This window comes from Actinacidiphila acidipaludis (genome assembly GCF_019890725.1).
In the GTDB taxonomy this organism is placed as follows: domain Bacteria; phylum Actinomycetota; class Actinomycetes; order Streptomycetales; family Streptomycetaceae; genus Actinacidiphila; species Actinacidiphila acidipaludis.
This window is the reverse complement of record NZ_JAINZZ010000009.1, coordinates 152,188-165,886: the sequence shown is the minus strand read 5'-3', so window position 1 is coordinate 165,886 and position 13,699 is coordinate 152,188. Positions and strand designations below refer to the sequence as shown.

The 13,699-nt window shown below is 74.3% G+C and carries 16 protein-coding genes; 6 read left to right on the top strand and 10 right to left on the bottom strand.

Features of this window, described 5'->3' with window-relative positions; all coding sequences use genetic code 11:
* Positions 1-82: 82 nt before the first annotated feature.
* Entirely contained in the window at positions 83-799 is a 717-nt protein-coding gene (locus K7862_RS11215) for a DUF3558 domain-containing protein (protein WP_222962330.1), read from the bottom strand.
* Between the two features lie 103 nt (positions 800-902).
* Complete coding sequence (locus K7862_RS11210) at positions 903-1,706, bottom strand: DUF3558 domain-containing protein (RefSeq protein ID WP_222962329.1); 804 nt, start codon at positions 1,704-1,706, stop codon at positions 903-905.
* A 394-nt stretch (positions 1,707-2,100) separates the two neighbouring features.
* Between K7862_RS11210 and K7862_RS11205 the strand changes: the two genes are divergently transcribed.
* A complete protein-coding gene (locus K7862_RS11205; protein ID WP_222962328.1) occupies positions 2,101-3,294 on the top strand; it encodes an RtcB family protein in 1,194 nt (397 codons plus the stop codon).
* Between the two features lie 173 nt (positions 3,295-3,467).
* A complete protein-coding gene (locus K7862_RS11200; protein WP_222962327.1) occupies positions 3,468-3,656 on the top strand; it encodes a hypothetical protein in 189 nt (62 codons plus the stop codon).
* 44 nt (positions 3,657-3,700) lie between these two features.
* Here K7862_RS11200 and K7862_RS11195 read toward each other — a convergent pair whose 3' ends face one another.
* The 3 genes from K7862_RS11195 to K7862_RS11185 form a co-directional block, all read right to left on the bottom strand.
* Positions 3,701-4,735 carry a cation diffusion facilitator family transporter gene (locus tag K7862_RS11195; RefSeq protein ID WP_222962326.1) on the bottom strand — a complete coding sequence of 345 codons (1,035 nt, stop codon included), beginning with the start codon at positions 4,733-4,735 and terminating at the stop codon, positions 3,701-3,703.
* 111 nt (positions 4,736-4,846) lie between these two features.
* Entirely contained in the window at positions 4,847-5,353 is a 507-nt protein-coding gene (locus K7862_RS11190; protein WP_222962325.1) for a GNAT family N-acetyltransferase, read from the bottom strand.
* Between the two features lie 131 nt (positions 5,354-5,484).
* The gene (locus tag K7862_RS11185; RefSeq protein ID WP_222962324.1) at positions 5,485-6,483 is read right to left on the bottom strand and encodes an aldo/keto reductase; all 999 of its coding nucleotides are present in this window, start codon (positions 6,481-6,483) and stop codon (positions 5,485-5,487) included.
* A 71-nt stretch (positions 6,484-6,554) separates the two neighbouring features.
* Between K7862_RS11185 and K7862_RS11180 the strand changes: the two genes are divergently transcribed.
* The 4 genes from K7862_RS11180 (at position 6,555) to K7862_RS11165 (ending at position 9,551) form a co-directional block, all read left to right on the top strand.
* Positions 6,555-7,028: a MerR family transcriptional regulator gene (locus K7862_RS11180; protein ID WP_222962323.1), complete on the top strand. Its 474-nt coding sequence runs from the start codon at positions 6,555-6,557 to the stop codon at positions 7,026-7,028.
* Positions 7,029-7,192: 164 nt separating this feature from the next.
* On the top strand, positions 7,193-8,347 hold the full coding sequence (locus K7862_RS11175; protein ID WP_222962322.1) for an inorganic phosphate transporter: 1,155 nt from the start codon (positions 7,193-7,195) through the stop codon (positions 8,345-8,347).
* A gap of 19 nt (positions 8,348-8,366) precedes the next feature.
* Positions 8,367-8,597, top strand: a complete 231-nt coding sequence (locus K7862_RS11170) for a hypothetical protein (protein WP_222962321.1) — start codon at positions 8,367-8,369, stop codon at positions 8,595-8,597.
* A gap of 189 nt (positions 8,598-8,786) precedes the next feature.
* A complete protein-coding gene (locus K7862_RS11165) occupies positions 8,787-9,551 on the top strand; it encodes an SAM-dependent methyltransferase (RefSeq protein ID WP_222962320.1) in 765 nt (254 codons plus the stop codon).
* 138 nt (positions 9,552-9,689) lie between these two features.
* On the opposite strand, the gene K7862_RS11160 is transcribed toward K7862_RS11165, so the two are convergent.
* The 5 genes from K7862_RS11160 to K7862_RS11140 form a co-directional block, all read right to left on the bottom strand.
* Entirely contained in the window at positions 9,690-10,271 is a 582-nt protein-coding gene (locus tag K7862_RS11160; protein ID WP_222962319.1) for a dienelactone hydrolase family protein, read from the bottom strand.
* Positions 10,272-10,461: 190 nt separating this feature from the next.
* Positions 10,462-11,226, bottom strand: coding sequence for an SDR family NAD(P)-dependent oxidoreductase (locus tag K7862_RS11155; protein ID WP_222962318.1), 765 nt, complete (start codon positions 11,224-11,226; stop codon positions 10,462-10,464).
* A gap of 99 nt (positions 11,227-11,325) precedes the next feature.
* On the bottom strand, positions 11,326-11,859 hold the full coding sequence (locus K7862_RS11150) for a hypothetical protein (RefSeq protein WP_222962317.1): 534 nt from the start codon (positions 11,857-11,859) through the stop codon (positions 11,326-11,328).
* Between the two features lie 255 nt (positions 11,860-12,114).
* The gene (locus tag K7862_RS11145; protein ID WP_222962316.1) at positions 12,115-12,978 is read right to left on the bottom strand and encodes a bifunctional 5,10-methylenetetrahydrofolate dehydrogenase/5,10-methenyltetrahydrofolate cyclohydrolase; all 864 of its coding nucleotides are present in this window, start codon (positions 12,976-12,978) and stop codon (positions 12,115-12,117) included.
* A complete protein-coding gene (locus tag K7862_RS11140) occupies positions 12,975-13,595 on the bottom strand; it encodes a cyclodeaminase/cyclohydrolase family protein (protein WP_222962315.1) in 621 nt (206 codons plus the stop codon). The genes K7862_RS11145 and K7862_RS11140 overlap by 4 nt, the downstream gene beginning before the upstream one ends.
* Positions 13,596-13,699: the final 104 nt, after the last annotated feature.

Sequence of the window (13,699 nt, the reverse complement as noted above, 5' to 3'; positions counted from 1 at the left end):
GGCGGAGGCGCCTTCGCCGCACAAGTGTCGGACAAACGTGCGGATACGGGGGTGGAGGGGCGCCAGTTCGTGGTGTGTTTCGTTATGCGTTCGCCGCCGCGACGGCGGCCACGGCTTCCTTCACCGCGCGCAGCGCGCCGGAGTTGACCGTCGAGGCGCCCGGGTTCTTCTTGCCCTCCAGGCCGGCGCCGTTGTACTCCACGATCACCACGACGTTGCCGGTCCGCGCGACCACCGTGTCGTTCTGCGACAGGATGTGCGCGACCGTCGCCTGGCCCGCCACCGACGTCGCCTGGTCGCCGACGCCCGCGGCCGGCGCCTCGGTGAAGCCCTTGACCGCGCCCAGCGTCGAGACCTGGTCGCTGTACCGCTTCTTGGCCTGGTCGTCGCCGGTACCCAGCTGCGGGTCGGAGTCGAAACGCTGGAGCGTCACCGACAGCCAGCGGTACTGGTAGCCGTCCGAGCCGTTGCCGGTCCACGAACAGCCGCCGCGGGACTGCGCCGCGGAGCTCTTCGCCGCGCTGCCCCCGGTGCTCTTCGCCTTCGGCACCAGAGCGCTGACCGTCGACTTCGTCAGCGCCGCGCAGGCGGAGGGCAGCGTGCGGTACTTGCCCGGCGCCACCGTCGGGGAGGTGGTGCCGCTCGCGCCCGAGCTGCCCGCCGAACCGGACGGCGACGTGCCCGCCGAGTCCGAGCCGGAGCCGGAACCCGATGAGCAGCCGGACACCAGCAGGGCGGGCACGGCGGCACAGACCAGCAGACCGGCAAGGCGCGGGGCGGTGCGTCGACGTCGTTCCATGGGGCCGGATCCTTTGCTCACGTCTCGTCTCCTGGCGACCCGCCGGCGCGTGCCGGGCCGGGTCGGCCATCCACCCTACGGGGTCCGCGGACCCCCTCCGGGCCTACCGCTCGACCCGGTGCTCCAGTTCGCCGGCCACCTTCTGCGCGCCTTTTTGCAGGTCAGCGCTCTGTGCGGCCTCGGCTCCGGGTGGTTCGGTGTCGGCGTAGGTGACGCTCACCACGACGTTGGCGGTGCGGAAGACCACGGTCACCGTCCGCTTGGCTCCGGTGGCGGCCGGCTTCAGCACGTCGTTGAGGAAGGCGTCGCTGCCCAGATCGGTCAGCATCCGCGGCTGCAGGTCGGGCGGGTTGGCGCCGTTGGCGGCCCCGGACGTCGCCCCGGTCACCGGATCGGTGCCGGTGACGGTCGGCGTGGCGGTGCCGCCCGGGGGCAGCGGCGGGATCGAGGCCTTCGACGCGCGGTGCTCGAAGTCCGTCTCGGCCTGCACCTCGTCGCTGACGTTCGGGTCGTACGACACCGCCCGCTCGAAGTCGACGACCAGACTGCGCGTGGCGCCCTTGTCCTTGCCGGCCTGCCAGGAGCAGCCGACGCGGCGGTCGGTGTCGTACGTCAGCGACTCGCTTCCGGAGTAGTCCTGGGCGCCGGGCACCAGCGACTTGAGCGTGTCGAGGTCGACGGAGGTGCAGGGCTGCGGCAGGGTCTTGTACTTGCCCGGGGGCAGCGGGGACGCCGTGGGATCGCCGCCGGCCTGCGCGGACTTGGGGTCCGTCGCGGCGTTCACCGAGGAGCCGGAGGTGGTGCAGGCGCCGAGGGCCCCGAGGGCCAGCGCCGCGGTGACCGCCATCCCGGCCACGGCCGAGGGCCGTGACCCGGCCGGGGAGAGCAGTCGTCGCGTGGTGCGCACCCCGCGGACCCCTTTCTCGTCGAAGCTGCCGTGCTGTGCCGTGCTGTGCCGTGCCGTGCCTGTCGTGCCGCTGCGCTGCCGTGCTGTGCCGTTCGGTGCGGTACTGCGCCGTCGTGCGCCGTACCGCACCCTGCTGTCGTGTTGTGCCGTGCCGGTGAACGCTTTCGAACAGTTTCCGCCGGAAAGCGTACGGGCAGCGCTAAATCCTTGGCGCGCCCGAGCGGCCCTTGGACACAATGTCTACCGCACGCCACACCGCTTCCGCCCGCCGGGGCGGAAGATCGGGTGACGTACCTCACGGTCGGGCAGAATGGGATGTAACGGCACGAACGCCGCATCGCCACCAGTCGCAGCCCGCCGTCTCACACACCGTTTTTTCCACTGGGGGATGGCCATGTCGTACACCGAGGTTCCCGGCGTCCGGGTACCGATCCGGATGTGGACGGACCCGTCCACGGTCGAGGACGGCGCGATGCAGCAGCTGCGCAACGTCTCCTCGCTGCCGTGGATCCGGGGCCTGGCCGTCATGCCCGACGTGCACTACGGCAAGGGCGCCACGGTCGGCTCCGTCATCGCGATGGAGGGCGCGGTCTGCCCGGCCGCGGTCGGCGTCGACATCGGCTGCGGCATGAGCGCGGTCAAGACGTCGCTGCGGGCGTCGGACCTGCCCGGCGACCTGTCGCGGCTGCGGTCCCGGATCGAGCAGGCCATCCCGGTCGGGCGCGGGATGCACGCGGACCCGGTCGACCCGGGGTCCTTCCACGCCATGCCGACGGCCGGCTGGGACGACTTCTGGTCCCGTTTCGAGGGGCTCGCCCAGTCCGTGCACTTCCGCGAGGAGCGGGCGGCCGCGCAGATGGGCACGCTCGGCTCGGGCAACCACTTCATCGAGGTGTGCCTGGACACGGAGGACGGCGTGTGGCTCATGCTTCACTCCGGTTCGCGCAACATCGGCAAGGAGCTCGCCGAGCACCACATCGGCGAGGCGCAGAAGCTGCCGCACAACCAGGGCCTGGTCGACCGCGACCTGGCCGTCTTCGTCGCGGACACCCCGCAGATGGCCGCCTACCGCAACGACCTGTTCTGGGCCCAGGAGTACGCCAAGTACAACCGGGCGATGATGATGGCGCTGCTGCAGGACGTCGTGCGCAAGGAGTTCAAGAAGGCCCGGGTCACGTTCGAGCAGGTCATCTCGTGCCACCACAACTACGTGGCGGAGGAGCGGTACGACGGGACGGACCTGCTGGTGACCCGCAAGGGCGCGATCCGCGCGGGCGGCGGCGACTACGGGATCATCCCGGGCTCGATGGGCACGGGGTCCTACATCGTGCGCGGTCTGGGCAACGCCGCCGCGTTCAACTCCGCGTCGCACGGGGCGGGCCGCCGGATGAGCCGGAACGCGGCGAAGAAGCGGTTCACCACGCGGGACCTGGAGGACCAGACCCGCGGCGTGGAGTGCCGCAAGGACTCCGGCGTCGTGGACGAGATCCCCGGCGCGTACAAGCCGATCGAGAAGGTGATCGACCAGCAGCGGGACCTGGTCGAGGTCGTGGCCAAGCTGAAGCAGGTCGTCTGCGTCAAGGGCTGAGGCCCGTCCGCCCAGCCTGGCTGAGCCCCGTCCGGCCTCGCTGAACCGTCCGGCCTCGCCGACCCCGTCCGGCCTCGCGCGAGGCCGGACGGACGGTTCAGTGCGGGAAGGTCCGCGGGGGGCGCCGGCGGGGCAGTGCGCGGGCGGGCGGAGTCGGAGGGGCGGGCGGTGCCGTGAGCAGGCGGCGTTACGTGGCCCGGGGCGTCCCGGGCGGCTACCGGATCTGGGACAACAAGGCCCGGCGCTGGTGGGGCGACCTGTACGAGCTGTGCCCCGACGACCTCCTCACCGAACTGAACGGGGCCGCGGACCCTTCCCGGCTCACCACCCTGACGAAGCGGTACCGGGCGCTGAAGCGGTAGGCCGGGCCCTGCCCGTTCATCGGGGGACCCCCGCCCGGAGGGCGTCAGGCGGGGGTGGGGGTGTGGTGGGCGAGGAGGGCGTGGGGGTCGGTGTCCTGGGGGGTGTGGTCGGTGTGGACGGTCGCGGCGGTGAGGCGCGGCACCGCGTGCAGCAGTGCGTGCTCGGCCTGGACGGCGAGCGCGTGGGCCTGCACGACCGTCAGGTGGGGGTCCACGACGATGTCCGCCTCGGCGCGCAGCGCGTGGCCGACCCAGCGCAGCCGGACCTGCCCGGCGCCCCGCACACCGTCCACGCCGCGCACCGCGGCCTCCGCGGCGTCGACCAGTGCGGGGTCGACGGAGTCCATCAGGCGCCGGTACACCTCGCGCCCGACGTCCCGCAGGACCAGCAGGATCGCGGCGGTGATCGCCAGGCCCACGACCGGGTCCGCCCAGGGCCAGCCGACCGCCACCCCGGCCGCGCCCAGCAGCACCGCGAGTGAGGTGAAGCCGTCGGCGCGGGCGTGCAGGCCGTCCGCGACCAGGGCGGCGGAGCCGATCCGCCGCCCGGTCAGGATCCGGTAGCGCGCCACCCACTCGTTGCCGACGAACCCGACGAGCGCCGCGAGGGCGACCGCTCCGGCGTGGGTGACGTCCCGCGGGTCCAGCAGACGGCTCACCGCCTGGTACGCGGTCAGGGCGGCGGACGCGGCGACGACCAGCACCACCGCGATGCCGGCGAGGTCCTCGGCGCGCCCGTACCCGTAGGTGTAGCGGCGGGTGGCCGCGCGCCGCCCCACGACGAACGCGATCCCCAGCGGGACGGCGGTCAGCGCGTCGGCGGCGTTGTGCACGGTGTCGCCGAGCAGTGCGATAGAGCCGGAGAACACCACGACGACCGTCTGGATCCCGGCGGTCACCACGAGGATGGCGAGCGACAGCCAGAGCGTGCGCATCCCCTCCCGGGAGGCGGCCATCGCCGTGTCGACGCGGTCGGCCGCCTCGTGCCGGTGCTTCCCGAGCAGGTGCCCCGCGCGGTGCCGCGTCCCTGCCCGTCCGGCCCCCGCCTCCCGGACGTGCCTGTGCTCGTTGCCGTCCATGGCACCAGCATGCCCGCGGAGTCCTCTCGCGGCGGTGACCCTCCTGCGTGCCCTGAACAGGTGCGATCCCGATGCAGCAATATCCGCCACCGCTCGGGCGGGCGGGGGGGGTCAGTTCGCGGTCGGCGCCGCGGGGTCGGCCACGGGTACGGTCTCGGGCTCGGGTACGGCCTGGGGCTCGCGGACCATGACGACGTCGATGGGGTCCTCGGACTCCACGGTGAAACCGTGCCGCGCGTAGAGGCGTTGGGCCGGGCTGCCCCGCAGGACGATGAGCCGGACCGGCGCGCCCTCGGCGTCGGCCCGCTCCAGGACGGTCCGCAGGATCGCCGTGCCGAGTCCGCGGCCGTGCAGGTGCGGCGCGAGATAGAAGTGCTCCAGCCAGCGGCCGTCCCCGGCCGGGCGGACGGTCAGGCTGCCCGCGAAGGCGCCGCCGGTCTCGATGACCGAGGTGTGCGTGGCCGAGAACCCGTCGCGCAGCCGCTGGCGGACCCGGTGCTCGTCATAGCGGCCCAGCCGTTCCAGGTCGGCCCGCATCACGACGGCCTTGAGCTCGGCGATCGTCTCGACGTCCTCGGGCCCGGCGGCCCGCAGCGACCACTCCGTCCTTGCTCCCATGATCGGATTATCCACGGCCGCCGGACCTGCCCGGCCGGGCAGGTCAGGCGCAGCCCGGCCGGGCGGGTCAGGCGCAGCCCGGCCGGGCGGGTCAGGAGAAGGGAACCCGGACCACCGCACGCGGGGAACGGCTAGTGAGCGGGCTGCCGCACGGCCGCGAGCAGCTTCTCCACCTGCGCGAACTCCTCCGCGGACAGCGGCCCGTGGGCCAGCGCGCCGGCGTTCTCCTCGACCTGTGCGACGGTGCGGAAGCCGGGGATCGGCACGGTCGTCGCGCTGCGCGCCCACAACCAGGCCAGCGCGCCCTGCGCGAGGGTGCGGCCGCCGCCGGTGAGGACCTCGCGGATCCCGTCGATCGCGGCGAGCCACTCCGGGCTGCCCGCGCCGTCGCGGAAGTACCTCATCCACGCGTAGTCCATGCGGCGCACGTCGTTGCCCGCGACCTGCCGGCGGTCGTGGTATTTCCCGCTGAGCAGGCCCATCGCGAGCGGTCCGCGGTTGATCGCGGCCTGGTCCGCCGCCTCGCAGACCGCGATCATCGCGGGGGCGTCGCGCAGCACGGACAGGTCGAGCTGGACGGCCGTGCAGTGCGGCGCCCGCGCGGCGAAGGCCTCGGCGCGCGACGCGTCGTCCGTGCTCCAGCCGTACGCCCGGATCGAGCCGGCCGTGACCAGCTCCTCCAGCGTGCCCACCAGGTCGAGTGCCTGCTCCAGCGGCAGATCGCCGATGTGGAGCTGGTACAGGTCGACGTAGTCGGTGCCGAGCCGGCGCAGCGAACCCTCCAGGCAGGTGCGCAGGTACGCCGCGCTGCCGTCGGCGCCGCCGGCGGCGCGGGTCTCCTCGTCGAAGACGACCCCCCACTTGCTGGCGATGACGACCTGGTCGCGGCGGTCGCGGAAGGCGGCGCCGAGGACCCGTTCGCTGTGGCCCGCGCCGTAGCTGCTCGCGGTGTCGTAGAACGTCACGCCGAGGTCGAAGGCGCGGTGCAGGGCCCGGGTGGACTCGGCGTCGTCCACCTCGCCCCAACCGAACTGCTCGGTGCCGCCGTTGCCGTACGGTCCGCCGATCGCCCAGCAGCCCATGCCGAGGCCGCTCACCTCGATGCCACTGCGTCCCAGAAGTCGTCTCATGGCCGCCACCCTCGTATCTGGAGCGTGCTCCAGGTCAAGGGAGGTGCCGCGGCCCGTGTCAGGGTGGTGGCGTGACGACCTACACCCCCGCGGCCGCGTCCGCCCGCAGCGGCTTCAGCCTGGACACGCTGCGCTACTACGAACGCATCGGACTGCTCTTCGACATCGGGCGGACGGCGGGCGGGCAGCGCGTCTTCACCGAGGACGACCTCGACTGGATGGGGGTGCTGCGCTGCCTGCGCGACACCGGCATGCCCATCGCCGACATGCGCCGCTACGCCGAACTCGCCCGGCACGGCGAGACCACGCACGCCGAACGCCTGCGGGTACTGCGCGAACACGCGGTGCAACTGCGCGAGCACATCGCGGAACTGGTCGACCAGCAGCAGCATCTGCACGACAAGATCCGCTGGTACGAGTCGCAGACCCCCGAGCTCCCGGCGGACGCCACCCCGGCCGACCCGGCGGACGCCACCCCGTCCGACCCGGCGGACGCCACCCCGTGCGACCCGACTCCGGACCTCCCCGCCGGCTCGGCGACGTAGCAGGCCGCGGCCCCACCGCAGTTGCCGGTGCCGCGCGCGGAGCCGCCTCCGCCGCAGAACGGCACCGCCTCATCCGCCCGCCGCCGCACTCCCGCCCCACCTCTGCCACCACACCTTCACGTGCCCGTCCTGCTGAGTACGCCGACCGGTGCTCTCATGGTGATGTGGACCACATCACTTTCCTTGTGGCAATGGTCATCGTCGCGGCGCTGGCCTTCGACTTCACCAACGGCTTCCACGACACCGCGAACGCCATGGCGACGTCGATCGCCACCGGCGCGCTCCGTCCCAAGGTCGCCGTGCTGATCAGCGGAGTGCTCAACCTCGCCGGGGCGTTCCTGTCCACGGAAGTGGCCAAGACCATCTCCAGCGGCATCGTCAACGACCACCTGGTCACCCCCGGCATGATCTTCGCCGGGCTGGTCGGGGCGATCATCTGGAATCTCACGACCTGGCTGCTGGGCATGCCGTCCAGTTCCTCGCACGCGTTGTTCGGCGGGCTGATCGGCGCGGTGTGGGTGGGCGCCGGGCGGCAGGGCGTGAACTTCGACGAGGTCGTGCAGAAGATCCTGATCCCGGCGATCGCCTCGCCGTTCGTGGCGGCCGCGGCGGCTCTGGCGGCGACGTACTTCGCGTACCGGATCACCCGGCGGGCGAAACCCGCGACCGTGTCCCGGGGGTTCCGGCTGGGGCAGATCGCCTCCGCGTCCCTGGTGTCGCTGGCCCACGGGACCAACGACGCGCAGAAGACGATGGGCGTCATCACCCTCGTCCTGATCTCCTCCGGGGCCCTCGCGCCCGGCTCGGGCCCGCCGGTGTGGGTGATCCTCACCGCGGGCCTGGCGATCGCGGGCGGCACGTACATCGGCGGCTGGCGGATCATCCGCACCATGGGCAAGGGCATCGCCGACATCGAGTCCCCGCAGGGGTTCGCCGCCGAGTCGGCGTCGTCCACGGTGATCCTCACCTCGGCCAACCTGGGCTTCGCGCTCTCCACCACGCAGGTCTGCTCCGGCGGCATCCTCGGCGCCGGGATGGGACGCCGGCTCGCCGGGGTGCGCTGGGGGACCGCGGGCCGGATCGCGATGGCCTGGCTGGTGACGCTGCCCGCCGCCGCGGCCGTGGGCGCGGTGGCGGCGAGCGCGGTGGTCCACGGCGGCACGCTCGGCACCGTGCTGATCGCGCTGGCGGCGCTCGTGGTCTCCGGGGTCATCGTGCTGCTGGCGCGCCGCAGCCCTGTCGACGCCAAGAACGTCAACGACGACCGCACCACGCACGTCCGCCCGGTCGCGGCGGCCAAGGCGCGGGCGGGCGTGTGAGTTCCGGAAGGACACCGGCATGAACGTGAAGTGGGGTTCGCTGGGTGGGGTGGCGGTGGTCGGCTTCGGCGTCACCGTCGGCGTCGTGGTGATCTTCGCGCTCGGCGTCCGGGCGCTGGCCGCCCGCGACGAACGGAAAGCGGCCGGCAGCGACGGCACGGCCCTGACGGTGGGTGCGGGCGCCTGCTTCGCGGTGTGCGCGGCCGCGGTGGCGTACGGGCTGTACCTGATCATCCCGCAGTTCCACTAGGGTCCCGCGGGCCGCTCGCCCGGCCGGCGGCCTGATCGCCGGCCGGGCTGCTCGCCGGGCCGGGGAGCGCGGGCGTCCGGGCCCGGGCCCCGGGTCACGGGCCATGCCACGGGCCAGGCCACGGCCCAGGTCACGGGCCCGGGGAAAAGCGTGTGCCGGGGGCGGCCATCGCGGTTAGCGTGGCCGCCCATGGACGACACGGCTCCTCCTCCGCGGCTGACCCGGCTCACCTTCCACGGCCCGCTCTCCGAGGCCCGGGCGGCACGGATCGTCGGGCGTCTCGCCCGCGCCGCGCCCGCGACCGTTCTGGACCTCGGGTGCGGCTGGGGCGAGCTGATGCTGCGCGTGCTGGAGGCGGTGCCCGGCACGACCGGTGTCGGCGTCGACGTCAACGGCGAGGATCTCGCCCGGGGACGTGCCGAGGCCGCCGGCCGCGGGCTGGCCGGGCGCGTGGAGTTCGCCGAGGAGTCCGCCGTGGACACGGCCCGCGGACCCGCCGACCTCGTCCTGTGCCTGGGCGCCGCCCACGCCCTGAGCGACGCCGAGCCGCCCGCCCACATCCCCGCGGCGCTGGCCGCGCTGCGCCGCCTCGTCGCGCCCGGCGGGCGGGTGGTGCTGGGGGAGGGCTTCTGGGAGCGCGCGCCGACGCCCGCCGAGCTCGGCGCCATGTGGCCCGGCGCGCACGCCGGCGAGCTGACGGACCTGGCCGGGCTCGTCGACCTCGCCACGGCCGCCGGCTTCCGGCCCGTGTGGGTCGAGGCGGCGGGCGCCGACGAGTGGGACGACTTCGAGTCCGGTTACCAGGCCGACGTGGAGGAGTGGCTCGCCGCCCACCCCGGCCATCCACTCGCGGAGGAGACCCGCGAGCGGGTCGACCGCCACCGCACGTCGTGGCTGCGCGGGTACCGCGGCGTCCTCGGGATCGCCTACCTCACGCTGGTTCCGGCGGCCTGAACCGCCGCGTTCCCGTCGTCATACGCCGCGGGCGGCCGCCCCCTCCGGCGGGGCGGGGGTCGCCGGAGCGCATACGCGCCGGTCGCGGGCGGCGAGGGGCTGTTCCGGGCTCCCTGGGGCGGTCTTGAGGTTCGGCCCTCAGCCCTTGTCCTCCAGGAAGGACAGGACGCGGGAGGTGAGGAGGTCCGCGGCCGGACCGTCGAAGTCGGGGAGCGTGGGGTCGGTGAAGAGGTGGCCGCCGCCCGGGTAGAGGACCAGCTCGGCCGCCTTCGGGGCGCTCGCGACCAGGGCGCGGGCCGCGTCGATGTCGCCCTCGTCGACGAACGACGGGTCGGCGTCCATCGCGTGGATCTGCACCGGGACGTCCGCGGGCCAGTCCCCGCCGAACTCGGAGGCCGGCACGCAGGCGTGCAGGAGCAGCGCGCCCTTCGCGCCCCGACGGGTCTGCGCCAGCATCTGGGCGGGGAGGACGCCCAGCGAGAAGCCGGCCAGGACGATTCCGGCGGGAAGGCCCTCGGCCGCGGCCCTGCCGCGCTCGACGACCGTGCCGAAGCCGATCTTCCGCGCGTGGGCGACCCCGTCCTCCTGGGACACGAAGGTGCGGCCCTCGTAGAGGTCGGGCACGTGGACGGTGTGCCCGGCGTCGCGCAGGGTGTCGGCGAACTCCAGGACGCCGGTGGTCAGTCCGTGGGCGTGGTGGAACAGCAGTACCTCAGCCATGGCTCCCTTTCGCGGTGCGGTGTCTCGCCGGCCCGGCTGTGCGGCGTGCGGTCCGGCCTCGGGCCGTCGCCGGGCCGTCACAGGTCCGTGCGGGGCCGCGGCGCACGGCCGCGGCCCCGCGGGACGAGTATGGCCGGGGGCACTGACAGTCCGGGGTTCCGCGGGAGCCGCCGCGGGGACGAGCCGCGGCTCAGAGCTCCCTGTGCACCTTGGAGTTGGACGCCTGGGCGCGCGGGCGCAGCACCAGCAGGTCCACGTTGACGTGCGAGGGACGAGTCACGGCCCAGGCGACGGTGTCGGCCACGTCGTCGGCGGTCAGCGGCTCCGCGACGCCGGCGTAGACCGCGGCGGCCCGCTCGGCGTCGCCGCGGAAACGGGTGAGGGCGAACTCCTCGGTCCTGACCATGCCGGGCGCGATCTCGATGACCCGCACCGGCTGCCCGTTGAGCTCCAGCCGCAGGGTCTCGGCGATGACGTGCGCGCCGTGCTTGGCGGCCACGTACCCGCCGCCGCCCTCGTAGGTGGCGAGGCCCGCGGTGGACGACATCACCACGATCGTGCCGTCGCCGGAGGCGGTCAGCGCGGGCAGCAGGGCCTGGGTGACGTTGAGCACACCGAGGACGTTGGTCTCGTACATCGTCCGCCAGTCCGCGGGGTCGGCGGCGGCGACCGTCTCGGTGCCCAGCGCGCCGCCCGCGTTGTTGACCAGCACGTGGCACTCGGTGAGCTCGGCGGCGAAGGCGTCCACCGCCGTGCGGTCGGTGACGTCGAGGGGCCGGACGGCGGCGCTGTGGCCCTCCTTGGCGAGGTCCTCGGCCAGCGCCTCCAGGCGCTCGGTGCGGCGGGCGGTGAGCACGACGTGGAATCCGGCCTCGGCGAGCCTGCGGGCGGTGGCGGCGCCGATGCCGCTGCTCGCACCGGTGACCACGGCGGTTCGGGGGCGGGGGCTGCTCATGTCGTGCTGCCTTTCGCGGTGGTGCGCGAGGTCTCGCGACGGGGGCCGCGGGGTCGCGCACTGCGGTCGTGACGTGCCCTCGCAGCATATGCGGCGAGTTCAGGCGGCCACCCCGGCCGGGGCCGCGGGAGCGGCGGGGGCGGCGGGGGCGGGGGCGGTCCGGGCAACCTCCTCGGCCCGGGCGTTCAGGGCCCGCAGCATGACGCGCTGGTCGAAGGCGAGCAGCCCGACCGTGGTGGCGCACATCAGCACGCCGAAGCACACGTGCGCCACGCCGGAGGTGGCCGCCATGCCGACGGCGCCGAACACCAGGTGCACGCCCATCCGCAGCGCGATCAGGCCGACCGCCAGCAGGCGGGTCCGCCTGCCCTTGAGCATCGCCTTGGCCATCTTCAGCCGGCCGCGCAGGACCGTGCGGGCCAGCACGATGTTCGCCGCGGCCGCGGCGGCCAGGAACACCCACCCGTAGTGGCTGGACTTGATCACGTCGTAGGAGGCGCCCATCAGGCCCTCGAAGGCGAAGAACCAGACGGGGACGGGCCGGTAGAGCGGCTCGGCGTTGGCGGGAGTCGCGCTCGCGCTCGTCGTGGACGGGGTGGTCGTGCTCGCGGTGACTGCCTCGGTCGTGGTCATGGCAGGAGTCTCGCGGGCGGGGGGAGTGCGGCGGCAGAGCCGGAAATCCGCACTCCCGCATGACAGATGTCACCGCCCGGGCATGACGGCCCGGGCGGCGGGCGGTCCGGCGGCGCTCCGACCGGCCTCCCCGGTCAGGGCCCGGGTGGCCGCGATCGGGCGGCCGTGATCGGGCGGCCGTGATCGAGCGACCCCGGCTCGGCGACCCCGGCTCAGCGACCCCGGCTCAGTGCCCGAAGGCTCGGCGGCCCCCGCTCAGTGTCCCGACGCGACCGCCGCGGCCGACACGGTGTGGCGCAGCAGCAGCGCCGTGGTGATCGGGCCGACGCCCCCGGGGACGGGGGAGAGCGCCGCCTTGCGGCCCACCTCCTCGGCCGCGACGTCGCCGACCAGCGCGCCGTCCTCCGTCGCGTTCGTGCCGACGTCCACCACGACCGCGCCGTCCCGTACGTGCTCGGCGGTGATCAGGCCCGGCCGGCCCGCGGCGGCGACGACCACGTCCATCCGCCGTGTGACGGAGGCGAGTTCGGCTGTGCGGGAGTGGCACACGGTGACCGTGGCGTCCCGGTCGAGCAGCAGGTGCGCGAGCGGCTTGCCGACCACCGTGGAGCGGCCGACGACCGCGACGGTGCGGCCGCTCAGCGGCACCGCGTGGGCGTCGAGGAGCTGCATGACGGCCTCGGCGGTGGCCGGGGCGAAGGCGGGCAGGCCGGCGACCAGTCGGCCCAGGCTCAGCGGGTTGGCCCCGTCGACGTCCTTCTCCGGTGCGATGGCGCCGGCGAGGTCGGCGGCCACCGACCCGGGCGGCAGCGGGGTCTGGAGGATGATCCCGTGGACGCCTGGATCCTCGCTCAGCCCGGTGAGGGTGTCGCGCAGCAGCGCGGGCCGCGCGTCCGTGGGCAGTTGCACGGTGTCGCAGGCCACGCCGGTCTTCCCGGCGGCGCGGGCGAGCGACCGGACGTACCAGCCCGTCGACTCGTCCTCCGTCGCCACGACGACCGCGAGCCGCGGTGTGACGCCGCGCTCGGTCGACGCGGCGGCGCGCTCGGTCACTTCGGCCCGCAGTTCGGCCGCGCGGGCCGAACCGGACAGGGTCGGGCCGACCGCCGGCGCGGTCATCGGGCGATCTCCGCGCGCACCGCGTCGGTCACGGCCTCGGCCCGGACGGCGAGGGCGTCCACCGAGGCGGCGGAGGCGACGAGTTCGGCCCGCACCGCCTCGTCCTTGATGCCGCCGAGGTTGATCTCGACGTTGACGCGGGCGGTGGTCGCCGCGGCCCGGGCGGCCTCGGTGGCGGCGGCGACGTCGGTGACGACGTTGCGGTTCGCCAGGGGCAGCAGTTCCTCGGCCAGCGTGGTGATCGCTCCCGCCGTCGCGATGACCTCGGCCGGCGGGCGGGCGGCGCCCTGCAGGGCCGCGGCGATCGCCTGCGAGCGGGCGGCCTTCTGCGCGTCGTCGGCGCGCGGCAGGGCGTAGGCGTCGGTCACGGCGGTGAAGGCCCGGGCGTCGTCCTCGGCCAACCGCAGCGAGCGGTCGCGCAGTTCGTCGCTCTCCGCGGTGATCTGGGCGATCTGGGCGGCGTGCGCCGCGTACTTCTCGCCGGTGGTGTAGCGGGCCACCATGCCGAGCAGTGCCGCCCCCTGGGCGGCGTGCAGGGCGGCCGCGGCGCCGCCGCCGGGTGCGGGTTCCCGTGCGGCGAGCCGCTCCAGATAGCCGCCGATGGTCTGGTCGTGCATGCGGTGCCGCCCTTCACGCGCGCCGGCTGTCTCGGCGCCATGCTCCCACGTCGGGTGTCCCGGTCCGCGGTACGCGCCGCGTGGCCGCCGCGGCGGCGTGGGCG